The 23,175-nt window shown below is 46.3% G+C and carries 23 protein-coding genes; 7 read left to right on the plus strand and 16 right to left on the minus strand.

Going from position 1 to position 23,175, the window contains the following annotated elements:
• Nucleotides 1-8 precede the first annotated feature (8 nt).
• The 7 genes from infB to ACN0TF_RS01170 all read left to right on the plus strand — a co-directional run bounded on the left by infB (nt 9) and on the right by ACN0TF_RS01170 (nt 8,869).
• Entirely contained in the window at nt 9-2,699 is a 2,691-nt protein-coding gene (infB, locus tag ACN0TF_RS01140) for a translation initiation factor IF-2 (RefSeq protein ID WP_417440422.1), read from the plus strand.
• 18 nt (nt 2,700-2,717) lie between these two features.
• Nucleotides 2,718-3,104, plus strand: a complete 387-nt coding sequence (gene rbfA / locus ACN0TF_RS01145) for a 30S ribosome-binding factor RbfA (protein ID WP_034820154.1) — start codon at nt 2,718-2,720, stop codon at nt 3,102-3,104.
• The gene (gene truB / locus ACN0TF_RS01150) at nt 3,104-4,036 is read left to right on the plus strand and encodes a tRNA pseudouridine(55) synthase TruB (RefSeq protein ID WP_417440423.1); all 933 of its coding nucleotides are present in this window, start codon (nt 3,104-3,106) and stop codon (nt 4,034-4,036) included. Before rbfA ends, truB begins: the two co-directional genes overlap by 1 nt.
• Before the next feature lie 97 nt (nt 4,037-4,133).
• Entirely contained in the window at nt 4,134-4,403 is a 270-nt protein-coding gene (gene rpsO, locus ACN0TF_RS01155; RefSeq protein ID WP_011234216.1) for a 30S ribosomal protein S15, read from the plus strand.
• Nucleotides 4,404-4,583: 180 nt separating this feature from the next.
• Nucleotides 4,584-6,734 carry a polyribonucleotide nucleotidyltransferase gene (gene pnp, locus ACN0TF_RS01160; RefSeq protein ID WP_417440424.1) on the plus strand — a complete coding sequence of 717 codons (2,151 nt, stop codon included), beginning with the start codon at nt 4,584-4,586 and terminating at the stop codon, nt 6,732-6,734.
• A 124-nt stretch (nt 6,735-6,858) separates the two neighbouring features.
• Nucleotides 6,859-7,743: a lipoprotein NlpI gene (gene nlpI, locus ACN0TF_RS01165; RefSeq protein WP_114981542.1), complete on the plus strand. Its 885-nt coding sequence runs from the start codon at nt 6,859-6,861 to the stop codon at nt 7,741-7,743.
• Nucleotides 7,744-7,753: 10 nt separating this feature from the next.
• Nucleotides 7,754-8,869, plus strand: a complete 1,116-nt coding sequence (locus ACN0TF_RS01170) for a peptidase (RefSeq protein ID WP_417440425.1) — start codon at nt 7,754-7,756, stop codon at nt 8,867-8,869.
• 10 nt (nt 8,870-8,879) lie between these two features.
• Here ACN0TF_RS01170 and ACN0TF_RS01175 read toward each other — a convergent pair whose 3' ends face one another.
• The 16 genes from ACN0TF_RS01175 to ACN0TF_RS01250 form a co-directional block, all read right to left on the minus strand.
• Nucleotides 8,880-9,272 carry an MAPEG family protein gene (locus tag ACN0TF_RS01175; protein WP_414018503.1) on the minus strand — a complete coding sequence of 131 codons (393 nt, stop codon included), beginning with the start codon at nt 9,270-9,272 and terminating at the stop codon, nt 8,880-8,882.
• Between the two features lie 16 nt (nt 9,273-9,288).
• A complete protein-coding gene (gene lipA, locus ACN0TF_RS01180; RefSeq protein ID WP_417440426.1) occupies nt 9,289-10,257 on the minus strand; it encodes a lipoyl synthase in 969 nt (322 codons plus the stop codon).
• Nucleotides 10,241-10,906 (minus strand): lipoyl(octanoyl) transferase LipB, encoded by a 666-nt coding sequence (gene lipB / locus ACN0TF_RS01185; RefSeq protein WP_417440427.1) that lies wholly within the window; start codon nt 10,904-10,906, stop codon nt 10,241-10,243. The genes lipA and lipB overlap by 17 nt, the downstream gene beginning before the upstream one ends.
• Before the next feature lie 44 nt (nt 10,907-10,950).
• Entirely contained in the window at nt 10,951-11,217 is a 267-nt protein-coding gene (gene ybeD / locus ACN0TF_RS01190) for a DUF493 family protein YbeD (RefSeq protein ID WP_011234209.1), read from the minus strand.
• A gap of 12 nt (nt 11,218-11,229) precedes the next feature.
• Nucleotides 11,230-12,387 carry a serine hydrolase gene (locus tag ACN0TF_RS01195; RefSeq protein ID WP_417440428.1) on the minus strand — a complete coding sequence of 386 codons (1,158 nt, stop codon included), beginning with the start codon at nt 12,385-12,387 and terminating at the stop codon, nt 11,230-11,232.
• Between the two features lie 62 nt (nt 12,388-12,449).
• Nucleotides 12,450-13,277 carry a septal ring lytic transglycosylase RlpA family protein gene (locus tag ACN0TF_RS01200; RefSeq protein ID WP_417440429.1) on the minus strand — a complete coding sequence of 276 codons (828 nt, stop codon included), beginning with the start codon at nt 13,275-13,277 and terminating at the stop codon, nt 12,450-12,452.
• Entirely contained in the window at nt 13,264-14,235 is a 972-nt protein-coding gene (gene mltB, locus ACN0TF_RS01205) for a lytic murein transglycosylase B (protein ID WP_417440430.1), read from the minus strand. Before mltB ends, ACN0TF_RS01200 begins: the two co-directional genes overlap by 14 nt.
• Before the next feature lie 14 nt (nt 14,236-14,249).
• Nucleotides 14,250-15,368 (minus strand): rod shape-determining protein RodA, encoded by a 1,119-nt coding sequence (rodA, locus tag ACN0TF_RS01210; protein ID WP_417440431.1) that lies wholly within the window; start codon nt 15,366-15,368, stop codon nt 14,250-14,252.
• Nucleotides 15,355-17,250 carry a penicillin-binding protein 2 gene (gene mrdA, locus ACN0TF_RS01215; protein ID WP_417440432.1) on the minus strand — a complete coding sequence of 632 codons (1,896 nt, stop codon included), beginning with the start codon at nt 17,248-17,250 and terminating at the stop codon, nt 15,355-15,357. The genes rodA and mrdA overlap by 14 nt, the downstream gene beginning before the upstream one ends.
• A gap of 8 nt (nt 17,251-17,258) precedes the next feature.
• On the minus strand, nt 17,259-17,729 hold the full coding sequence (gene rlmH, locus ACN0TF_RS01220) for a 23S rRNA (pseudouridine(1915)-N(3))-methyltransferase RlmH (RefSeq protein ID WP_417440433.1): 471 nt from the start codon (nt 17,727-17,729) through the stop codon (nt 17,259-17,261).
• A gap of 3 nt (nt 17,730-17,732) precedes the next feature.
• Entirely contained in the window at nt 17,733-18,050 is a 318-nt protein-coding gene (rsfS, locus tag ACN0TF_RS01225) for a ribosome silencing factor (protein ID WP_011234202.1), read from the minus strand.
• 63 nt (nt 18,051-18,113) lie between these two features.
• Nucleotides 18,114-18,743 (minus strand): nicotinate-nucleotide adenylyltransferase, encoded by a 630-nt coding sequence (gene nadD, locus ACN0TF_RS01230; RefSeq protein ID WP_417440434.1) that lies wholly within the window; start codon nt 18,741-18,743, stop codon nt 18,114-18,116.
• Entirely contained in the window at nt 18,740-19,822 is a 1,083-nt protein-coding gene (gene holA / locus ACN0TF_RS01235) for a DNA polymerase III subunit delta (protein ID WP_417440435.1), read from the minus strand. The genes nadD and holA overlap by 4 nt, the downstream gene beginning before the upstream one ends.
• 12 nt (nt 19,823-19,834) lie before the next feature.
• The gene (gene lptE, locus ACN0TF_RS01240) at nt 19,835-20,320 is read right to left on the minus strand and encodes an LPS assembly lipoprotein LptE (RefSeq protein ID WP_417440436.1); all 486 of its coding nucleotides are present in this window, start codon (nt 20,318-20,320) and stop codon (nt 19,835-19,837) included.
• A gap of 3 nt (nt 20,321-20,323) precedes the next feature.
• On the minus strand, nt 20,324-22,900 hold the full coding sequence (gene leuS / locus ACN0TF_RS01245) for a leucine--tRNA ligase (RefSeq protein WP_417440437.1): 2,577 nt from the start codon (nt 22,898-22,900) through the stop codon (nt 20,324-20,326).
• Nucleotides 22,901-22,936: 36 nt separating this feature from the next.
• Nucleotides 22,937-23,134: a hypothetical protein gene (locus tag ACN0TF_RS01250; RefSeq protein WP_011234197.1), complete on the minus strand. Its 198-nt coding sequence runs from the start codon at nt 23,132-23,134 to the stop codon at nt 22,937-22,939.
• Nucleotides 23,135-23,175: the final 41 nt, after the last annotated feature.

Here is a 23,175-nt window from a genome sequence, read left to right on the forward strand (position 1 = left end):
AACAGACTATGGAAGAAGTAACGCTCGATAAGCTGGCCAAAGATGTCGGTACAACAGTTGATCGTCTGGTTCAGCAGTTCGCTGAAGCGGGCATGACCAAGAAAGCGGGTGATTCTGTTAACGAAGATGAAAAACAGAAATTACTGGCTCACTTGAATCGTCAGCACGGTGGTGGCGGCAGCTCTGAACCCAGCAAAATGACTTTAAAGCGTAAAACAAAAAGTACGTTAAGCGTTGGCGGCGGAAGAGACTCTAAATCCGTTCAGGTAGAAGTGCGTAAAAAGCGTACTTACGTGAAACGTTCAGCAAGCGAAGAGCAGGAACGTGAAGAACAAGAACGCTTAGCACAAGAGAAAGAAGCGGAAGAAGCGAAGCTTCGCGAAGAAGAAAAACAGCGCGAAGAAGAGCAGCAGCGTAAAGAAGCCGAAGCGAAAGCTAAGGTTGAGCGCGAGAAAGCTGAGAAAGAAAAAGCTGAAAAAGAGAAACTGCGTAAAGAAAAAGAGAAAGAGCGTCAAAAAGCAGAAGCTGAAAAGCGCGCTGCGATGACTCCTGAAGAGCGTGAAGCGGCAGACAAAGCGAAAGCCGATGCTGAAAAGCTGAAGCGTCAACAGGAAGAAGAAGCTCGTAAAAAAGCGGAAAAAGAAGCGGAAGCGCAAGCGGAAGAAGCTCGTAAACTGGCGGAAGAGAACGCAAAACGCTGGGAAGAAGAAGAGCAGAAACGTAAACAGCAAGAAAAAGAAGACGTGCACTTTACAACGTCATCTACTGCACAAGAAGCTGAAGACGCACAGGACTTTGACGAAGAGCGTAAAAGCCGTAAGCGCGGTAAAAAACGTCGTCGTAAAGATGAAGAAAGCGATGATACTCCACGCCGCGAGAAGCGTCGTAAAGGTGCTCGTCGCGGCTCGTCGCTGCAACAGGGCTTTAATAAACCAGCTCAGCCAGTTGAACGTGATGTGAAAATTGGTGAGACCATTACCGTTGGTGAACTTGCTAACCGTATGGCAGTTAAAGCCAGTGACCTTATCAAGACCATGATGAAAATGGGCGAGATGGTCACCATTAACCAGATTCTTGATCAAGACACAGCTGCTCTGGTGGTTGAAGAGCTGGGTCATAAACCTGCGTTAGTGAAAGATAATGCGCTGGAAGAAGAAGTGCTTTCTGACCGCCAGGAAGGCGGAGAAGAGGCACCTCGTGCACCAGTCGTTACTGTTATGGGTCACGTTGACCATGGTAAGACATCGTTGCTGGATTACATTCGTAAAGCCAAAGTTGCATCAGGCGAAGCGGGTGGTATTACTCAGCACATCGGTGCATACCACGTTGAAACGGGTCACGGCATGGTGACTTTCCTGGATACTCCGGGACACGCCGCCTTTACTTCTATGCGTGCACGTGGTGCAGGCGCAACAGATGTTGTTATCCTGGTAGTTGCTGCGGACGATGGTGTTATGCCGCAAACCAAAGAAGCGGTTCAACATGCTAAAGCCGCTGGTGTACCTCTGGTTGTCGCTGTGAACAAGATGGATAAAGAAGGCGCAGATCCAGATCGTGTTAAAAACGAGTTGTCGCAGCTGGAAGTTATTCCGGAAGACTGGGGTGGCGATGTGCAGTTCATTCCACTGTCTGCTCACACCGGTGAAGGTATTGATGAACTGTTAGAAGCCATCTTGCTGCAATCTGAAGTATTAGATTTACGTGCAGAAAAAACTGGCATGGCGTCAGGCATTGTTGTTGAATCACGTCTGGATCGCGGTCGTGGTCCGGTAGCAACAGTATTGGTACAGCGCGGTCTGTTGAAGCAGGGCGATGTTGTACTTTGTGGTCTTGAATACGGTCGTATTCGTGCGATGCGCGATGAAACCGGTAAAGAAATTAAAGAAGCTGGCCCATCTATTCCAGTAGAAATACTTGGTCTGTCCGGTGTTCCTCAGGCAGGCGACGAAGCAACGGTTGTCAGAGACGAGCGTAAAGCGCGTGAAGTTGCTAACTACCGTCAGGGTAAATACCGTGACGTGAAATTAGCCAAGCAACAGAAAGCGAAACTGGAAAACATGTTTGCGGACATGGCCGAAGGTGATGTTGCTGAGCTTAATATCGTACTTAAGTCTGACGTACAAGGGTCACTGGAAGCGATTTCTGATGCCTTAACCAAACTGTCGACTGATGAAGTGAAAGTGAACATCATCGGTAGCGGCGTTGGTGGTATCACCGAAACCGATATTTCTCTGGCCAGTGCTTCAAATGCCATTGTTGTTGGTTTTAACGTTCGTGCTGAAGCTGCAGCCAGAAAACTGGTTGAACAGGAAAGTGTCGACTTACGCTATTACAGCGTTATTTATGACTTAATTGACGAAGTTAAAGCGGCAATGAGCGGTATGCTTCAGCCTGAGTTTAAACAGCAGATCATTGGTTTGGCCGAAGTTCGTGATGTCTTCAAATCACCTAAGATTGGTGCGATAGCTGGTTGTATGGTTACTGAAGGTATTGTTAAGCGTTCAGCACCAATTCGTGTATTGCGTGATAACGTTGTTATCTACGAAGGCGAGCTGGAATCTTTACGTCGCTTTAAAGATGACGTTCAGGAAGTTCGTAACGGCATGGAATGTGGTATCGGCGTTAAGAACTACAACGATGTCAAAGAAGGCGACCAAATCGAAGTCTTCGAAACCATTCAGATTGAACGTACGCTGTAATCAAGGACACAGTAATTTATGGCTCAAGAGTTTAGCCGTACCGAAAGGGTACGGCATCAGCTACAACGAGAAATCGCTATGATCCTGCAACGTGAGATAAAAGATCCTCGCGTTAGCATGGTCACAGTATCCGACGTGGAAGTTTCTCGTGACTTAGCTTATGCCAAAGTGTTTGTTACTTTTTTCCAAGATGACCCTGAGCAAATAAAACAGGCGTTAAAAGTGTTGAATGAAGCCTCAGGTTTCATTCGCTCTTTATTGGGTAAGCGCATCAAAGCACGCATTGTTCCGCAACTAAAATTCCAGCACGACGCTTCTTTAAATGAGGGGATCCGTATGGGCAAATTGGTTGCGGAAGCTCGTGAACGAGATAAGAAAAGCAGCGAAAACAGCGGAGACGATTAATGTCTAAAGCTCGTCTACGCAAAGGCCGTGCTGTCACGGGCGTAGTATTATTGAATAAACCGCAGGGCATGAGTTCAAACCATGCCCTGCAGCGTGTTAAGCGCCTGTATAATGCTCAAAAAGCGGGTCATACTGGTGCGCTGGATCCTCTGGCAACAGGTATTCTGCCAGTTTGCCTGGGAGAGGCGACCAAATTCTCGCAATATCTGTTGGATGCCGATAAAGCCTACTGGGTTGAAGCTACGCTGGGGATAAGAACAACCACCAGTGATGCCGAAGGTGAAGTTGTAGAGGAAAAGTCTGTTGCAGTTGATGCCGCTACTGTTGCTGATGCAATAAAGCAGTTTATTGGTGAACAGGAACAGTCTCCCTCTATTTACTCGGCACTGAAGCACGAAGGTCGTCCATTATATTATTATGCGCGGCAAGGCATCGAAGTCCCGAAGAAAACTCGCACAATTACCATTCACTCTATTGAGCTGTTGGATATTCAGAATAATAAAGTGACCCTGCAAGTGAGTTGCAGCAAAGGTACCTATATTCGTACTTTAGTTGATGACTTGGGTCAGTTATTAGGCTGTGGTGCGCACGTCTCCATGTTACACCGTAACGCCGTGGCCGATATAGATGAAGCCGTTATGGTGACTCTGGAACAACTGGAAGCGATAGCACAAGAGGGCTATGAAGCTCTCGATGCGTTATTGCACCCGGCTGACTTGCTACTGGGAGAGTTGCCTGAGGTAACAGTGACTCAAGCCCAAACTCGCGACTTTTTGCATGGACAACCCATTCCTTTACCTGAAAAAAATGGGAATGAAGCCGAAGAATGGCGCGTTACCACGGAAAACTCACTCTTTCTTGGCGTCGGACGGGTGAAAAATGCGGAATTATGGCCGCGCCGCGTTATTGCACGAGAGCATGTGGATTTATAGTTGTTTTTATGGCGGTCGACGAGTATAATCGCCGCCTTCATATCGATGCTGAATTAGTGATTGGCGTCGATCATTTTGACAAAACTTAGGAGTTAGCATGTCACTAACTGTTGAACAGAAAGCTGAGATTTTAAAAGAATTTGGTCAAGGCGAGAACGATACCGGTTCTCCTGAAGTGCAAGTTGCACTTTTAACTAAAAACCTGGCTGAATTACAAGACCACTTTAAAGAACATAAGAAAGATCATCACTCACGTCGTGGTCTGTTACGTATGGTTAGTCGCCGTCGTAAGCTTCTTGATTACCTGAAGCGTAAAGACGAAAAACGCTACGTAGCTATCGTAGAACGTCTAGGCATCCGCCGTTAAGACAAACGTTCTGAAAAGAATAAAATAAAAAGGGCCTTCAGGCCCTTTTTTTGTATTCTTTTTTAGGCTTATGGGTCTTAATTTCGTCACAATTCCCCTATACTATGCTGTGAGATAAATAAAGAGAGAAGACGAGTATCAATCCGGGTACTCTATATTTTGAAGGTAAAGGAAAGCAACGTGAATCCAATAACTAAACAATTTCAGTACGGTCAGCATACAGTCACATTAGAAACTGGCGTAATAGCACGTCAGGCGACTGCTTCTGTGCTTGCCAGCATCGATGACACAACAGTTCTAGTCACTGTGGTTGCGAAAAAAGAAGCTCGCGAAGGGCAAAACTTTTTTCCATTAACGGTAAATTACCAAGAGAAAACTTACGCAGCCGGTAAAATTCCAGGTGGCTTCTTTAAGCGTGAAGGCCGTCCAAGCGAAAATGAAACTCTGACTTGTCGTTTAATCGACCGTCCAATTCGCCCATTATTCCCTGATGGTTTCATGAACGAAGTGCAAGTTGTCGCAACTGTTGTTTCTGTAAACCCTCAAATTAATCCTGATATTGTTGCCTTAATTGGTACTTCAGCAGCGCTGTCTATTTCTGGCGTTCCTTTCGCGGGCCCAATCGGCGCAGCTCGTGTTGGTGTCGTGAACGATGAATACGTATTAAACCCAACCGCAGATGAGTTAGAAAACTCGAAGCTGGACCTTGTGGTTGCTGGTACTGATAAAGCTGTCTTAATGGTTGAATCAGAAGCTGAATTGCTGTCTGAAGACCAAATGCTTGGTGCTGTTATGTACGGTCACGAAGCAATGCAGGACGTTATTAAAGCCATTACTGAATTTACTGCAGAAGCAGGCAAAGAGAAGTGGAACTGGCAGGCACCTGCAAAAGATGAGAGCTTACAGACCAAAATTCGTGAATTGGCAGAGCAAGGTATTGGCGAAGCCTACCGCACTACCGACAAAGCTGAACGTAAAGGTAAGCTTGACCAGGTTAAAGAACAGATGGTTGAGAAGCTGACTGCTGAAGATGAAAATGTCGATTTAGAAGAAGCCGGAAAAATCTTCCACGATCTGGAAAGTGATATTGTACGTAGCCGCATTATTGCTGGTGAAAAGCGTATTGATGGCCGCGACCCTGACATGGTTCGTGCTATTAGCGTGGCGACTGGTGTATTACCGCGTACTCACGGTTCAGCATTGTTTACCCGTGGTGAGACTCAGGCGTTGGTAACTGCGACTTTAGGTACCGATCGTGATGCTCAGATGATTGATGAGCTGACTGGTATGAACACGAATCGCTTCATGCTGCATTATAACTTCCCTCCATACTGTGTTGGTGAAACGGGTATGGTTGGTTCGCCAAAACGTCGTGAAATTGGTCATGGTCGTTTGGCTAAGCGTGGTATTCAGGCCGTTATGCCTAGCCACGACGAATTCCCATACACTATTCGTGTGGTTTCAGAAATTACTGAATCAAACGGTTCAAGTTCAATGGCCTCAGTTTGTGGTTCTTCACTGGCGTTGATGGATGCGGGTGTGCCAATCAAGTCTTCTGTAGCGGGTATTGCTATGGGCTTGGTCAAAGAAGGCGACAAGCATGTTGTTCTGTCTGATATCCTTGGTGACGAAGATCACTTGGGTGATATGGACTTTAAAGTAGCCGGTAACACCGATGGTATTACTGCGCTGCAAATGGACATTAAAATTGATGGTATCACTCGTGACATCATGGAAAGCGCATTAGCGCAGGCTAAATCAGCTCGCTTACACATTCTGAAAGTGATGGACGAAGCTATAGGCGGTCACCGTGAAGAGCTGTCTACTTATGCACCTCGCTTTACCACCATCAAAATTGATCAGGACAAGATCAAAGACGTTATCGGTAAAGGCGGAGCGGTTATTCGCGAGCTGACTGAGTCAACTAATACCAACATTGAGATTGGTGACGACGGTACTATTAAAGTTGCAGCAAGCGACCAGGCTGATGCCGATGCCGCTATTGAGAAAATCAAGCAGTTAACGGCTAACGTTGAAGTAGGAAAAATTTACCAAGGTAAAGTAGCGCGTATCGTAGACTTCGGTGCCTTTGTTACTGTTCTTCCAGGTAAAGATGGCTTAGTTCACATTTCTCAAATTGCAGAAGAACGTGTTAACGACGTAAACGAATACCTGAAAGTTGGTGATGTTGTTCCGGTTAAAGTACTGGAAATTGACCGTCAGGGTCGCGTGCGTTTAAGCATGAAAGAAGCAGCTGAGAAAAAAGAAGAACCAGCAACTGAAGCGCCGGCAGAGCCAGCAACTGAAGAAGAAACCAAAAGCGAAGAATAATCGTAAAGATTTTCTCAGCTTTATTGAAAACCCCGTGTAAACGGGGTTTTTTTATGTCTGCTTTTTGCCTGAATGGCGTTGAATGTGCTGTAATAGAGGCCAGTGTTTATTTAAGGATAAAATTATGCAAGAGCGCAGAAGTGTTAGGTTCATTGGAGCTTTGTTGTTATTAGGCGCCATGACGGGGTGTGCCTCGCAAAGTTCATTTAACCAGTTACCTGATACTGTGGTACTCGCTGAGCCTGAGCGAGCTGAATTCCGCTATGAAATTGAGCTGGCACGCATTGCGCAAATGTTAAGAGAAGACTTAACCGAAGAACAGCGCGGAGAGTTATACTACCGTCGCGGCGCGCTATACGATGCAGTAGGCTTAAGAACTCTTGCGAGAATGGACTTTACCCGGGCTTTAGAATATAACCCGAGACTGGCCGATGCGTATAATTTCTTAGGTATTCAATATACGCAATTAGAAGAGTTTGATTACGCCTACGAGGCTTTTGATTCAGCAATTGAACTAAACCCCGAACATCGCTACGCCTATTTGAACCGTGGTATAGCTGAGTATTACGACGCCAGAACGAAACTGTCTCAGGAAGACTTAGAATACCATCTGGAAAAAGAACCCGATGATCCTTATCGTGTTATTTGGCTGTTTCTCGCCGAACATGAAAATGATGCCGAACTGGCACAAGAAAGTCTGAAGCAAAACGCTGAGAAACTGGATAAGTCCGACTGGGGGTATCAGATTGTACAACTGTATGCCGAGAAACTTTCTGAAGAAGAGTTTTTACAGCGTATGACTCGTAACTTAGGCGAGTCGGAAAAGCTGACTGAACGTTTGTGTGAAGCCTATTTTTACCTTGGCAAATACATGCAAATGAAAGGAGAGCAACTGCAGGCTGTTAACTATTTTAAATTGGCTTTAATGACCAATGTGTATGGCTTCGTTGAACACCGTTATGCGTCGGTTGAGTTAACCCGTATTCGTGAATCGTTACTTAGTCGCTAAAGAGAAAGGAGTGAAAGCCGGACTCTTAATTGTGTTGTTTCTGCTGGCTTTAAGTGGGTGGTCTCATCAGGTTCATAACCACCAACAAGAGCTCAGCAGGTTAGCGCATCAGGGTAATGCCCGGGCACAACACCAACTGGCAAATCATCATTGGAAACTTAATAACCGTACCGCTGCTTATTATTGGTGGCAGCGGTCGGCAAAGCAGCATTATTTCCCTGCCATAGAAAGTTTAATCAACGAATTTCCAAGAGCAAATGACACCTGGCTTGAACTGGCCGTTGCTGCAGGCGACCCGGCGGCTCAACGGCAGGTAGCTAGTGCTGAATTAACCGATCAGAAAACATCAATAAATCAATGGCAGAACCGCTGGGGCGATTCGAGAGAACCTTGGTTGCAGAGCAAGCTTGAATTGATAGAACGCTATAAGAATAATGGTCAGTGTGATATGGAAATTAATGTCGTTGCAGCGGATTCTGGGGAAAAACGACGTTATCTTAACTTTTTGTCCGCGGTACAAAACGCTCCTTTTGATACGCAGAATTGGTGCATTAGTTTTACTCTGGACGAAAGCTTATCTTGTGTAACCGATACGCAAAGAAAGCGAGCCAGTTGCCGTTCCGAACAGCAATTTGATAAGCAAGTGATATTAGCTGACCAAGGTATTGCCAGTGCAGATAGTCAGACACTGACTTTAACTCCTGACAGTTCAGAAGCGGTGATTCAACATGAGCTGGGACACTGGATGGGATTTGCTGATGAATATGAAATGTCAGACGCACTTGCTCAAAAGTTTTGTTATGGCTACTACGACCATGATAACTTGAATATTATTGTGACAGAAGCTCATAACGAGTATTCGGCACGGCAGATTAAAGCGATTTATAAAAGCCTGCCGTGGAAATATGAGCTCAGTTCATGGCAGGATATTGCGATTAACAAGCAAGGGAAGTGGCGTTTAGGAAGCTCAGGGGAAGCCACTGCGGGCCTTTTTAAGGCGGATACCTGTAATGCCATAGATGACAGGCAAGCATGGCGTCCTGTCAATGTCAGAACCGCTATGGAACAGCACGACACCAAACTATGGCCAGAACTTTACTTAAGGTTGCTGAAGCACAAAAACTGATGCTTTTTATTTAGACGCTAATAGCGACTTGCGCCAGAATCAACACAGGGCAGAGTGTTGCCAGAAACCAAATAAGTGACCGAAGTTTGTCATAGTTGCTTAAATAAGCAATGTGATAGAGCACTCTAAGCACAATAAAAGAAATACTCAAAAACTCAATGCGCTCGGTAACCTGAGAGGTTGCCAGGGCTGCTAATACGGCCGCGGCAAATAACGGGAAAGCTTCATAAGCATTATAGTGACCGGCAACGGCCCGGGCTCCACGCCCAAGTAACCGTTGCTGTTGAGCTCTGGGGTGTTTATTGTCATAACCGTTATCCCGGTTCTGAAAGTAAACCACAGGCGCCTTAGCCAAAATTGGCAAGACTCCGGCAATTAGTAAACACCACAGTAAAAGGCTCATGGTCATTATTCCCTAATTAACGTACGGTTTCGCCCGCAGCCTGTAAGTCAGCATGATAAGACGAGCGTACCAGTGGTCCACTGGCAATGTGGCTAAAGCCCATTTCTACACCAGCAACACGCAGCTCTTCAAACTCGTCAGGATGCACGTAGCGCGCTACCGGAATATGGTGGCGGCTAGGCTGCAAATACTGTCCGATAGTTAACATGTCGACATCGTGCGCACGAAGATCTTTCATGACTTCCAGTATTTCTTCTTTGGTTTCGCCAAGGCCGACCATAAGTCCAGACTTAGTCCGGATATCAGGACGAACTTCTTTGTATTTTTGCAGCAAGTCTAAAGACCACTGGTAATTTGCACCAGGACGAGCCGCCTTATACAGGCGTGGCACGGTCTCAAGGTTGTGGTTAAATACGTCAGGCGCTTCGCCTTTCAGAATATCGAGCGCAACCTGCATACGACCACGAAAATCCGGTACCAATACTTCTACCTGAATGTTGTTCTCACTGTGCTCACGAATTTCACGAATACAGTCCGCAAAATGTTGAGCACCGCCGTCGCGTAAATCATCGCGGTCAACCGATGTAATTACGACATACTTCACTTTCATATCGCGGATGGTTTTGCCCAGCTTTTCAGCTTCTTCCGGATCGGGAGGAAGAGGGCGACCGTGAGCAACGTCACAGAATGGGCAACGACGTGTGCAAATGTCGCCCAGGATCATAAAGCTGGCTGTACCGTGATTAAAACATTCCGGTAAATTTGGACAGGATGCTTCCTCACAAACAGAGTGCAAACCATGGCTGCGCATTGCTTGCTTAATCTCATCAATACGCTCACTTGAAGAAGGCAACTTAACCTTCAGCCACGACGGCTTGCGCAACATCTGGTCGCGTTCGGTGGGAATAATTTGTACTGGTATCAGTGCCATTTTATCGGCGTCACGCATTTTGACACCAGGTTCAACTCTAACTGGCTTTGACATAATCTTGAGCGAGTCCCGTTTGTTGAAGAATGTTGCTGTAGGAAAGAGAGCTGGTAAAGTGTTTTATCACTGCATCAGCCGCTTCACTAAAGCTATCAGGACCATTGAGATCCTTAGTTTGAATCATTTCTATGCCCGAAAGGCCACAGGGGTTTATTCGGGAAAAAGGTTCCATATCCATATTGACGTTCAACGCCAATCCGTGAAAAGAGCAGCCTTTACGAATACGTAGCCCCAGAGAACAGATTTTATCTGCGTCTACATAAACGCCTGGGGCATCTCGACGTGCTTTGGCATCAATCCCGTAATCGGAAAGGGTGTCAATTACGGTGTTTTCAATATGATTAACCAATTGACGGACACCATAGTTAAGACGGCGAATATTAAGGAGAAAATAGATAACGAGCTGACCCGGACCGTGATAGGTAACCTGTCCGCCTCTGTCGACCTGGATAACCGGAATATTACCCGGAGCGAGAATATGCTCAGCTTTGCCGGCTTGTCCTTGAGTGAAGACAGGGTCGTGCTCGACCACCCACAGCTCGTCGGCAGTGTGTTCGTCGCGTTGGTCAGTGAACTCCTGCATAGCATGCCATACGGGTTCGTATGGCTGCCTGCCCAATTCACGGATAATTAGGGTATCGTTCATGCCGCCATTATAACGTTTGTCAGCAACAACGGCTAGTCCTGCAGCTACAGAACGTAACGAACGTCCTCAATATCAGAGAGTGAACGATACAGTATTTCGATATGCTGCTGGCTTTCAACACGCACAGCCACAGAGATTGAGTGGTAGTTACCTTTGCTGCTGGGCTTTACAGAAGGACTGTAGTCGCCCGGAGCATGTTCTTGTAAAACTTCTACAACCTGATCGGGAAGACTGTCACTGGCAACCCCCATCACTTTAAACGTAAAGTGACAGGGAAAGTCGACCAGTTCGTCAAAACGAGTTTTTTGCATCTATCTAAACCTTTACTCTTCGCTAAACTGCTGTTTGATGTAATCCATCATTTTCTTGAAGAAACCACCTTCCTCTACGCTTTGCAGTGTTACCAGTGGGAAAGAAGCAACATCTTCACCATTTAACTGAAGATATACTGTTCCTACGTGCTGGCCTTTTGAAAGCGGAGCCTGAAGTTGTTCATCAAGTTCAAAGTTAGCATTCAATTTATCGCGCTGGCCTTTAGGTAAAGTAATTACGACATCTTCACTAATACCCAGCTCAACTTCGTCTAAATCACCGCCCCAGATACGCTGAGAAATAAAGCTTTCACCTGCACCGTAAGCTTTGACGGTTTCGAAATAGCGAAATCCGTAGTTAAGTAATTTTTTACTTTCAACTTTACGAGCTTGCTCGCTACCAGTTCCCATTACTACTGCAATTAAACGGGTTCCGTCTTCAACTGCAGAAGAAACCAGACTATAACCTGCTTCATTAGTATGGCCGGTCTTTATACCATCAACATTCAAGCTACGATCCCATAACAATGAGTTACGGTTATATTGCTTAATATTATTATAGGTAAAGGATTTTTCTGCGTATAGCTTATACTCGTCCGGGGTTTCTTCTATTAAAGCGCTGGCTAAAGTGGCCATATCGCGGGCGGATACGTATTGCTCGGAATCGGGTAGACCATGACTATTAGCAAAATGGCTGTCTTTCATGCCAATTTGTTCGGCATAGTTATTCATTAAGTCGGCAAAAGCGTCTTCACTTCCGGCGATATGCTCAGCCATAGCTACACATGCGTCGTTACCGGAAGAGATAATAATACCGCGGTTTAAGTCTTTAACACTGACCTCTTTGCCGACCTCTATGAACATTTTAGAGGATTCAGGAAAATTTTTGGCCCAGGCATTGTCGCTGACCGTAACAATGTCTTTTTCGCTAATGCGGCCAGACAACATTTCTTTACCAATAATGTAGCTGGTCATCATTTTGGTCAGGCTGGCAGGAGGCAGGCTTTCGTTCGAATTACTTTCTGCTAATACCTTGCCGGTAGTATGATCGATAAGGATATAAGCCTTGGCATTTACTGACGGCGCATTGGGAACCAATGACTGAGCCGCAAAACTTGCTGAGCTGAATAATAGGGTTACAACGGTAAAGAGGTGACAAATTTTTTTCATTGGGATTATCTTTATCTTATCGGTCAAAAAGTGAAACATGTGCTTAAGGAAGCCGGATTATATCAGTTCTGTTGCACAGCGTCAGGAGTATCCGTCTGACTTTGCGCTGCCTTTACGCGAAAAGCTTCAGGGTATCCGGAAGATCGTATCTGCTCGAGTAAATCGTGACTTTCATCTTCAGAAACCGGTCCCAGCATGAGTTTATGTAGACCATGAGTTTGTTCAGTAGTTGCAATTTCCTGGAACTTGGGCGGTAAGTTGTGTTTTAACTGCGATAAACGGTCGATATTTGACGAGGCAGCTAATTGAATATGATAGCTGGACTGGCTCGTCGATAGAGGTTGTTCTTCCGCGCGCATGGGAGTGTTTAAGTTGATGGCTTCGATTCTGACTGGTGCAGTACCATTATCCAGCATATCGAGTTTATAAGCAGCAGCAAATGATAAGTCGATAATACGCTCAGAATGGAAGGGGCCCCGGTCATTCACCCGCACAATGACTGTACGGTCATTGTTTAAGTTAGTGACTTTTACGTAAGTTGGCAGCGGAAGCCGAGTATGGGCGGCCGACATGCTGTACATGTCATAGTACTCGCCATTGGACGTCAGGTGACCGTGAAATTTATTACCATACCAGGAAGCATAACCTTCCTCGACATAACCAATAGCACTGTCCATTACCTCATAATCATTACCTAAAACCCGGTAGTCCCGGTTTCCCTGAGGGCTAATAGGCTCGTGAACGGGAACGGCACTGCGTAACTCTGACTCGTTAGGTAAACGAGTCGGTGCACTGTCTTTATGTTGAGAGTAGCGGCCGGAGGGGCCGCTGGAACAACTGCTGAGTAAAAATACGCTCAGCATTATGGTTAATAAACTATTCCACTTCATTTTTCAGTTGCTCGCTAAACTGGTAAACAGCCATCGCGTACAGTGGGCTATGATTATACCTGGTAATGACATAGAAGTTTTCGTATCCCAGCCAGTATTCATGAGCTTCTTCTGTTTCAAACTCAAATACTCTAACTTTGGTGTCATCATTAACCGCTTGGTGTTGCGGAAGTTCATAGCCCTTGCGCTTAATTTCAGAACGTGTGGTGTTGGGTTTCATACCGTCGCTGACTAACGCTTTCCAGTCTTGTTCGTTACTAACCGCTTGTGCCACAGGTTGGCCTTGCTGCCATTTATGTCTAGCAAAGTAATTAGCCACACTGCCGATTGCATCAACCGGATTCGTCAGGATGTCTCTGTGTCCGTCGTTATCAAAGTCAACTGCGTAATGGCGATAGCTGGAAGAAATAAACTGACCGAACCCCATAGCACCGGCGTAGGAGCCTTTTGCTTCGGCTACGTCCCAACCTTCTTCAGCAGCTAACTGAAAGAATTCGCCCAGTTCGGAACGGAAGAAACTTGAACGGGGAGGGTAATGGAAACCTAAAGTGTAGAGTGAATCCAGAACAGAATATTTGCCCATGTAATTGCCATAAAAGGTTTCGACACCAATTATTGCCACAATGATTTGTGCTGGCACGCCGTACTCTTTTTCTGCGCGCTCCAGTGTTTCTCTGTGTTTTTTCCAAAATTTAACGCCGGCGTCTAAGCGTTTTTCAGTTAAGAAAATAGGATGGTATTGATACCAGGGTTTAGCCTCCCATGGGCGCTGAATAGCTTCCAGTACATCGTCATTTTTTTCTGCCTCCGATAGCCATTGACGTACCTGAGCTTCGTCCAGTTGATGCTCTTTTACCTGCTGTTGAATAAACTCTTCAACCTCAGGCGTTTGCTCCTGAGCATATGCCGACAAGCTGGTTGTTGCGGTTAGCAACGCTAATCCAAATAAGGTGCGCATAAAGTTTCCCTGTTTTAGCCATTTTTCATAACTAAGCGATGGTGGGTCGCGATAGACATAAGCATGCCGAAGCCTGCCATAAGCGTTACCATCGACGTTCCACCATAACTGATTAAAGGCAATGGTACCCCAACCACCGGTAATAGTCCTGAAACCATACCAATATTTACAAACACATAAACAAAGAAGGTGAGTGTCAGTGAACCAGCCAGTAATTTACAAAAGATATCCTGTGTTTGCAGAGCAATAATTAGACCCCGCAAAATAATAAAGCCATATAGCGCAAGCAAAAGGATAACTCCGGTAAGACCAAATTCTTCACTAAAAACAGAGAAAATAAAGTCGGTATGACGCTCAGGTAAAAATTCGAGTTGAGACTGGGTTCCCTGAAGCCAGCCTTTACCGTCAATGCCGCCTGAACCAATGGCAATTTTTGACTGGATAATGTGGTAACCGGAACCCAGGGGATCGCGCTCGGGGTTTAAAAAAGTCAGCACTCGTTGACGCTGGTAGTCGTGCATTAGATAAAACCACAGAACCGGCGTAAATGCCGCCACGGCAAGACTTGCTGCGGTAACCAGTTTCCAGCTAAGGCCGGCCAGGAAAATAACGAAAATACCGGCACAGGCAACTAATAACGAGGTGCCTAAATCAGGCTGTCGCGCAATAAGTAGTGTGGGAATAATGACCAGAACTAAAGCACCAAATAACCGATAAATAGATGGTGGTATAGGGCGCTGATTCATATACCAAGCCAGCATAAGGGGCATGGCGAGCTTCATTATCTCTGACGGCTGTATTGTTAAAGGACCTATGTCTAACCAGCGTTGAGCACCTTTGCCCATTTCACCAAAGACAAGTACCGCAATTAGTAGCAAGACACCGACGACAAACGCAGGAACGGCGAACCGTGACAAAGCTCTCGGCGGAATTTGTGCAACTACAAAAAGCACAACAAAAGACAGACCTATACGTACAGACTGCCTTTCTACGACTTCCAGATCCTGACCTGCTGCGCTATAAATAACAAACAAACTAAGAACTGAGAGCACAATCAGAGGAATAAGCAGTGGCCCGTCTATGTGTAGCTTTTTAAGTAGCGGGCTTCTTTGGCGTTCTTCAGTCGTCAGCATTAGTTTCTTCCTGCTGTTTTTTGCCATTGTTAAATCGGGTGTGCCAGACGTCTAATATTTTTCTTGCGACCGGCGCCGCGATACTCCCGCCACCCCCTAGAGAGTTTTCTATTGCAACTACCACAACAACTTTAGGGTCGTCTGCCGGGGCATAACCCACGTACATTGCATTATCGCGATAGCGTTCTGCAATATCTTCTGCGTTATATTCTTCTTCCTGACCGAGGCTTCTTACCTGAGCCGTTCCGGTTTTTCCGGCCGAGGAGTAGGGTGCATCTTTAAACGCTCTATGAGCTGTGCCTTTTTGCGCCATATTCACATTACGCATTCCCCTAGTAATAACGTCCCAGTTATTACTATCGGATAAGGTTAATTTTTCCCGGTGAGCAATTAACGCTTCTTCAAATACACCATCTTGTATTTTCCCGCGCAGCAATCGGGGAATAAGGTGCTCGCCTTTATTTGCAACCATGGCAGTGGCAACAGCGAGTTGCATAGGGGTTGCTGTCCAATAACTCTGGCCAATACCAACAGAGAGCGTTTCGCCTGCATACCAAGGCTGACCAAAACGAGCTCTTTTCCACCCGCGTGACGGCATCAATGCAGGAACTTCTTCATGAATGTCTATTCCTGTTTTTTCACCGAAACCAAACTGGGCCATAAAGCTGGATATCTTATCAACACCGAGCTTAAGGGCTAAATCGTAATAAAATGTATCACAGCTTTCAGTAATGGCTCTTTCTACATCGACCCAGCCGTGCCCCCAGGCCAGCCAGTCGCGGTAGCGCCGGTCAACGCCTTTTATTTCAAACCAGCCGGGATCCCATATGCGAGTATCTTCTTCAATGGTGCCATCTTCTAAACCAAGTAAACCTATCTGAGGTTTGATAGTTGAGGCAGGAGGGTATGCTCCTTGAGTTATGCGGTTAAGTAGCGGGCTCTGGGTTGAATTCAATAACGACTGATATTGCTTAACGGAAATGCCATTGACGAACCAGTTTGGATCGTAGCTGGGAGTGCTGACCATGGCTAAAATTCCACCGGTGGTGGCGTCCATTAATATAATAGAGCCGCGTTGCTCTCCCAGTAACTCTGCGGCTTTTCTTTGTAATTCAAGGTCGAGTTCTAAGACGATATCCTGTCCTGGCTTGGGTGCTTCAATACTCAGAGTTCTTACTGCACGTCCGCGGTTATTAACCTCAACACTTTGATAGCCAACCTCGCCATGCAGGTCTTTCTCGTAGTATCTTTCGATACCGAGTTTCCCTATTGTCCGGCTGGCGGCGTAATTAGGCAACTCACCACTTTCACGTAATTTCTCGACATCTCTACGGTTAATTTTCGCAACGTACCCCACGGCATGAGTCAATAGTTCTTTATGCGGATAGTTTCGAATTAAGCGCGCTTCGATACTGACTCCCGGATACTTATGTTGTTGTGCTGCAAAAACCGCGAGCTGTTTTTCATTCAGCTCATCAAGTAAGGGCACATTATTAAAACGCCGCTGGTTTTTTAGATTCCGGTAGAAGCGCTCAATAGTGCTGTCGGGGAAGTCCAGTAACTGCTGAAGTTGACTTAGAGTCTGCTCAAGGTTGCCGATTTCTTCGGGGGTAACATCGAGACTGTAAATTGGTGTGTTTTCCGCTAACAAAATACCGTTGCGGTCATAGATTAAGCCTCGATTCGGCGCCAGGGGAAGTAATTTTATCCGGTTATCGTTAGAGCGTGTTTGAAGCTCATTGTGTTCACTTACCTGTAAGTGATACATATTCGATGCCAGAGCTATAAAAGCTGCGACAACAATCACCATAGCAACAAGCACGCGTCGTCCAAAAACGGCCGCTTCGGAATCATGATCACGTATGTGGGTGCGGTGACGCATTATTATTCTTATTCTCTATGGTACGGATGATTGTTATTCAGGCTCCATGCCCGGTAAAGACTTTCTGCGACGATTAATCTGACCACCGGATGGGGCAATGTTAATTTAGACAAAGACCAGCGTTGCTCAGCTGTCGCCAGGCATTCATCAGAAAGGCCTTCAGGCCCGCCGATTAATAGAGTGACATCTCTGCCGTCCATTTGCCACTTTTCTAATTGCTGAGCAAGCTTAGGTGTGTCCCAGGCCTGACCTGTGACCTCTAAAGTGACAATTCGGTTCCCTTTGGGTATTGCTTGCAGCAGTGATTTGCCTTCTTGTTGCATAACGCGATTTAAATCTGCTTTACGCGTCCGCTTTTGGGCGGCTATTTCATGCAGCACTAGCTTACAATCCGCCGGGAACCGTTTTTTATATTCGTTGAAGCCTTCAGTAACCCACGTGGGCATTTTCGTGCCAACGGCGAGTAATTGAATTTGCACTGACTAGCCCCAGAGTTTTTCTAATTGATAGAAGTCGCGGATGCTGTCTTGCATAACGTGTATAACAACATCACCAAGGTCAACTAAAACCCACTCCGACTGTTCTCCACCTTCTACGCCAATAGGCGGCGTGCCAGCATGTTTTGCTTCTGTCGCCACATGTTCAGCAATGCTTCTTACATGCGTTTTCGAGCTGCCAGAGCAAATGATCATGTAGTCAACAACGTCGGTTTTATCATGAACATCTAAAATTTGAACGTCACGACCTTTAAGATCATCGATTTTATCAATGACAAATTCACGCAATTCTTCTGCCTGCAAAAGATTTTCTCCGATTTAAGGATTAAAACCCGAAGTTTAACAGAAATTAGGAAAAGTGTTCAGTTACAAATACAGCTGATGTTGTCTTATATAGTCATAAACATTGGAAGGCAGTGGCAGGTTTTTTTCACGTTTCTGAAGTTGGTTACGGAGTTCAGTGGCGGAAACATCGACCATTGGAGTTTCTGCAATATAAAGCAGACCCTGGCGTTGTTCATTCAAGGCGTTTCTATCGCGGGTCATATGCGCTGAAATAAACGCTTTCAACTCGTCATCCTGAGGGTTAAAAGGAACCCCGGCTCTTGGCATCACGACAAGGTGAGCGTACTCAATAAGCTGGTGCCACTGATGCCAGTGGTGAAGACTCATTAATGAATCCATCCCCATCACAAAAAGTAGGGTGTCATCAGGAGATTGGGTTTTAAATTCACTTAATGTATTGGCGGTAAAGGATGGTCTGTCCTGTCTTAACTCCCAATCCTCGACAGTGAAAGCTGGGTTTTTCTGAGATGCGAGTTTAACCATGTCCAACCGCTGCTCGGGACTCGCATCTGGTTGCGGGCGATGTGGCGGTACCGCGCTTGGCATTAGCGCTAAAGTCGAAATATCGAGCTCTTTTACCAGAGCGGCTGCCGTTTTCAGGTGTCCGTTATGAATAGGGTCGAAAGTGCCGCCAAAAATTGCGCGTATCATAGCTGAATAAATTTTTCGGTCGGTTCAATGCCGTGATTAAACACCGAGAGCCCGTCATTAATGGCGTCGGCATTATTACAGCAAAGTAAACTGAGTAGATGAGTCGTGAGTATAAGAGGGGATTCCCCGCTATCAAGCTTAAGCGCTGCTTCTATTCTCTCAATCAACTGCTGTGCACTCAATAGAGTTTGCTGGCTCAATTGATTTGCGCGCTGGTGATAACCCGGTTGTTGATTAGGCCAAATCATAAATTGACGGAAAAGTGCGTTTGTATCGGTTTGTGTCTGCTTAGCTTTTTTCAATGCTGTCAGCAGTTGCACTTCGCGCTGCAAAATCCAGATGAGTCTGTGAAAATCATTCTCTTCGTCCAGTAAACGCTCCAGCCGATGCAACGCACCTTCAAAGTCTTGCTGCTGGATACTTTCCTGCAACGCAAACACGCTAAAGCGACTGACATCATCAATGGAGGTTTTCAAAAAGTCTTCCGTAATGACGCCATCGTTGCTCAGCAATTGCCATTTACTCAGCTCCTGATCCAGAGCAAGTAAGTTTCCTTCAAACCAGTCTGATAACTTTTCCGGAACACCCGCGGCGAGAGTGAGTTGGTAACGCTGAGCACGCTGGTGAATAAAGGCGGGCAACTGTGACTTATCCGGGCTTTGGGTACGAACCAGCGGGCCGCGCTCTGCCAGTGCCTTAAACCAACGACTGTTCTGCGTCTCCTTTTTTAGCCGGTCGCCAATTACAACCAGAATTTCGCTATCGGCCTGATTCTTTGCGTACTCGGTCAATGCCGAAGAACCGTCCCGACCGGGTTTGTTTTCGGGCAATTCAAGTTCTACCAGTCGCATATTGCCAAACAGGCTCATTGACTGTTCACCGGCGGACAGTTGCTGCCAGTCGAAGTCTTTACTTTGTAACCAATGCACCCGCTCGAGGTCATCACTGGCTAAGCTTTTTCGAATGCTGGCTAGTGCGTCGTTCCTGAGTAAAAGGTCATCACCAAACACAAGCAGGACAGGGGGCACCCCATTCTGTTGCAAGTAAGGTTCAAGCTTTTCAGGGTAGATAGTTTGCATTGGCTAAGGATTCTATTCCGACATTTCGGAGATGATTTGTTGCAGAATAAGGCGTGACGCTTCAGCTCTCATTTCATCGACCAGCATTTCCCGTTCACGGGTTTTAGCCAATACAAAGTTAGGGTCGTCCTGATAGTCCCGCGCCACCTCAACAGTTCGCTCAAGTAGCAGCTTTTCATTGTTGAACAACTGATAATTGACCTGATACAGAAGTTCGTATTCCGCAACTTGGCCACTTTCAAACAACGACAGTGTTCTTCGTTCTAACTTATCTGAAAGAAGCCGAACGACAACGGGCTGTTCTGCTGTAGATACCTGAATGCCCGAATGAATAAAGCGCTGTTCCATATGCTCACTTAATTCCTTTGAAACCTGGCTTTGCAAAGAAACCGACTGCAGTGTTTCTGGTAGCTGGTAGTTTCCGCGCAGCTGAAAGCCACATCCGTTAAGAGTGGCTATCAGCAGCAGGGTGAGTAAAAGGTTTAAGGTAACGCGCATGGGTTATCCAACAACAATATTGAGAATTTTTCCGGGCACGTAGATTTTCTTACGAACTTCTTTGCCCTCAGTATGCTTTTGTACGGCTTCTTCATCAAAAGCAATTTGCTCAACTTGTTCTGCGGAAGCGTCGGCAGGTACGGTTAATTTAGCCCGAACTTTGCCATTAATTTGCACCACAATAAGTTTTTCGTCTTCAACTAACGCACTTTCATCAACGGTTGGCCAGTCAGCGAAAGACAGCGGCCCCTGATGTCCCAGTTCCTGCCATAACTGCTCACAGATATGCGGCGTGATAGGCGCAAGCATACGCACCATAGCATCGATAGACTCAGCTAATACCTGCCGGTCGGCCTTGCTTTCCAGTGGCGCTTTTTGTAAGTGGTTAAGCAGCTCCATAATGGCTGCTATTGCTGTGTTAAAGTGCTGGCGGCGTCCCATGTCATCGCTGACTTTGGCAATGGTTTTATGCAACTCGCGACGCAGCTGCTTTTGGTTTGCATTTAAGCTTTGACCTGAACAAGCGCCACCGGCGTTATTTAAGTCGTAAGTCAGTTTCCACAGACGGCGTAAAAAGCGTTGTGCACCTTCAACACCGGAATCTGACCACTCCAGCGTCATTTCTGGTGGTGCGGCAAACATCATAAATAAGCGCACGGTATCCGCGCCATAGCGTTCAACCATGGTTTGCGGGTCAATACCGTTATTCTTAGACTTTGACATTTTGCTCATGCCGCCGATATTAACCGGTTGGCCGTCTTGCTTATGTTTAGCTCCGGCGATGGCGCCTTTTTCGTCACGCTCAATGTCAACTTCAAGAGGTGACACCCACTGCTTACCGCCTTTTTCATCTTCGCGGTAATAGCTGTCTGCCAGCACCATGCCCTGGCATAGCAAGCGTTTGAATGGTTCGTCAGACTCCACTAAGCCTGTGTCGCGCAATAATTTATGGAAAAAGCGAGCGTACAACAAATGCAAAATGGCGTGCTCAATACCACCAATATACTGATCAACCGGTAGCCAATAGTTGGCTTTTTCCGGATCCAGCATGGCATCATCAGTTTGTGCGCTGCAGTAACGAGCGTAGTACCACGACGACTCCATGAAGGTGTCGAAGGTATCGGTTTCGTGTTCTGCCGGCTGGCCGTTATATTCGGTTTTACGCCATTCGGGGTCAGATTTTATCGGTGAATTCACACCGTCCATAACGACATCTTCAGGCAGTTTAACCGGTAGCTGATCTTCCGGCACTGGCACGGACTCACCATTTTCCAGATTCAGCATTGGAATTGGAGTTCCCCAGTAACGCTGACGAGATACCCCCCAGTCGCGTAAACGGTAATTAACTTTACGCTCGCCAATACCTTTTTCTTTTAGCTCGGTTGCAATAGCGTCAAAGGCTTGAGCCGAACTCATACCGTTATATGGCCCCGAGTTAATAACGGTGCCTTTCTCAGTAATGGCTGCTTTTTCAATGTCACTATCGCCACTAAGAGGTTCAATTACCGGGCGAATTTCCAACTGGTATTTCGTTGCAAATTCCCAGTCGCGTTGGTCATGTGCAGGCACGGCCATAACGGCACCGGAACCGTAATCCATTAAAACAAAGTTAGCGACCCACACCGGAATTTCTTCGCCGGTCATTGGGTGAACGGCTTTAATACCGGTGTCCATACCCAGCTTTTCCATTGTGGCAATATCAGCTTCTGCAACTTTGCTGTTTTTACACTCTTCAATGAATTTAGCCAGTTCAGGATTCGTTTTAGCGGCTTCCGTAGCTAAAGGATGCTGTGCTGCAACGCCCATGTAGGTAACACCATAAAGTGTATCCGGACGGGTGGTATAAACGCGTAAAGTCTGCTCAGAGGAGGCGACTTTAAAATCGATTTCGACGCCTTCTGAGCGGCCGATCCAGTTACGTTGCATAGCTTTGACTTGCTCTGGCCAGCCATCAAGCTGATCCAAGTCATCTAGCAGTTCTTCAGCGTAATCGGTTATTTTAATAAACCACTGAGGAATTTCTTTTTGCTCGACTTTAGCGCCTGAACGCCAGCCCCGGCCGTCAATGACTTGCTCATTGGCGAGCACGGTCTGGTCTACCGGGTCCCAGTTAACCGTCGCATTCTTCTTATACACCAGGCCTTTTTCATAAAGCTTAGTGAAGAACCACTGTTCCCAGCGATAATAATCCGGCGAGCAAGTTGCCAGCTCACGGTTCCAGTCGTAGCCAAAACCTAAGCTTTTTAACTGCTCGCGCATATAGTCGATATTTTGGTAAGTCCATTTCGCCGGTGCCGTTTTATTTTGTATGGCGGCATTTTCAGCAGGAAGGCCAAAGGCATCCCAGCCCATAGGTTGCATAACATTTTTCCCGAGCATACGCTGATGACGGCTAATGACATCACCTAAAGTATAGTTACGAACATGCCCCATATGCAGTTTCCCGCTGGGGTAGGGGAACATGGACAGGCAGTAGAACTTGTCTTTGCCCGGCTGTTCTTTTGCCGTAAATACGTCTTGTTCCTGCCAGCGTTTTTGCATGGCAGATTCGATTTTGCTCGGGTTGTATTGTTCTTGCATAATTCCTGCTGATTCCGTTTGAATTTAAATATCGGTTTAGCTAATTGCGTACCACATAAGAAGTACAACGACGATGCCGGCCAGACCAAAAAAACCGTTTTCAAAAACAGCGCGTTGTTTGACTTCGGCAGGTTCTGACTTGTCAATGGCGAACAGCATGAGCCAGGAAGTTAGTCCCAGGCCGCCTGCAGCAATAAGCACAGCAAAAAGAATGGCGTCAAATATATTTTCCATAATGAGATCCCTGTGAAAAAATGGAAAAGAACAGCAACAGA

The sequence above is a fragment of the Idiomarina sp. genome, from assembly GCF_048265525.1.
GTDB lineage: Bacteria > Pseudomonadota > Gammaproteobacteria > Enterobacterales > Alteromonadaceae > Idiomarina.

What these genes read in the sequence shown, in the direction of transcription:
- truB (WP_417440423.1), top strand. Translation starts at nt 3,104, where the DNA reads ATGTCTAAAGCTCGTCTACGCAAAGGCCGTGCTGTCACGGGCGTAGTA.
- infB (WP_417440422.1), top strand. Translation starts at nt 9, where the DNA reads ATGGAAGAAGTAACGCTCGATAAGCTGGCCAAAGATGTCGGTACAACA.
- rpsO (WP_011234216.1), top strand. Translation starts at nt 4,134, where the DNA reads ATGTCACTAACTGTTGAACAGAAAGCTGAGATTTTAAAAGAATTTGGT.
- lipA (WP_417440426.1), bottom strand. Translation starts at nt 10,257, where the DNA reads ATGTCAAAGCCAGTTAGAGTTGAACCTGGTGTCAAAATGCGTGACGCC.
- ACN0TF_RS01195 (WP_417440428.1), bottom strand. Translation starts at nt 12,387, where the DNA reads ATGAAAAAAATTTGTCACCTCTTTACCGTTGTAACCCTATTATTCAGC.
- lipB (WP_417440427.1), bottom strand. Translation starts at nt 10,906, where the DNA reads ATGAACGATACCCTAATTATCCGTGAATTGGGCAGGCAGCCATACGAA.
- mrdA (WP_417440432.1), bottom strand. Translation starts at nt 17,250, where the DNA reads ATGCGTCACCGCACCCACATACGTGATCATGATTCCGAAGCGGCCGTT.
- holA (WP_417440435.1), bottom strand. Translation starts at nt 19,822, where the DNA reads ATGCAAACTATCTACCCTGAAAAGCTTGAACCTTACTTGCAACAGAAT.
- ybeD (WP_011234209.1), bottom strand. Translation starts at nt 11,217, where the DNA reads ATGCAAAAAACTCGTTTTGACGAACTGGTCGACTTTCCCTGTCACTTT.
- rodA (WP_417440431.1), bottom strand. Translation starts at nt 15,368, where the DNA reads ATGCTGACGACTGAAGAACGCCAAAGAAGCCCGCTACTTAAAAAGCTA.
- leuS (WP_417440437.1), bottom strand. Translation starts at nt 22,900, where the DNA reads ATGCAAGAACAATACAACCCGAGCAAAATCGAATCTGCCATGCAAAAA.
- rbfA (WP_034820154.1), top strand. Translation starts at nt 2,718, where the DNA reads ATGGCTCAAGAGTTTAGCCGTACCGAAAGGGTACGGCATCAGCTACAA.
- nlpI (WP_114981542.1), top strand. Translation starts at nt 6,859, where the DNA reads ATGCAAGAGCGCAGAAGTGTTAGGTTCATTGGAGCTTTGTTGTTATTA.
- nadD (WP_417440434.1), bottom strand. Translation starts at nt 18,743, where the DNA reads ATGATACGCGCAATTTTTGGCGGCACTTTCGACCCTATTCATAACGGA.
- ACN0TF_RS01250 (WP_011234197.1), bottom strand. Translation starts at nt 23,134, where the DNA reads ATGGAAAATATATTTGACGCCATTCTTTTTGCTGTGCTTATTGCTGCA.
- mltB (WP_417440430.1), bottom strand. Translation starts at nt 14,235, where the DNA reads ATGCGCACCTTATTTGGATTAGCGTTGCTAACCGCAACAACCAGCTTG.
- ACN0TF_RS01175 (WP_414018503.1), bottom strand. Translation starts at nt 9,272, where the DNA reads ATGAGCCTTTTACTGTGGTGTTTACTAATTGCCGGAGTCTTGCCAATT.
- ACN0TF_RS01200 (WP_417440429.1), bottom strand. Translation starts at nt 13,277, where the DNA reads ATGAAGTGGAATAGTTTATTAACCATAATGCTGAGCGTATTTTTACTC.
- lptE (WP_417440436.1), bottom strand. Translation starts at nt 20,320, where the DNA reads ATGCGCGTTACCTTAAACCTTTTACTCACCCTGCTGCTGATAGCCACT.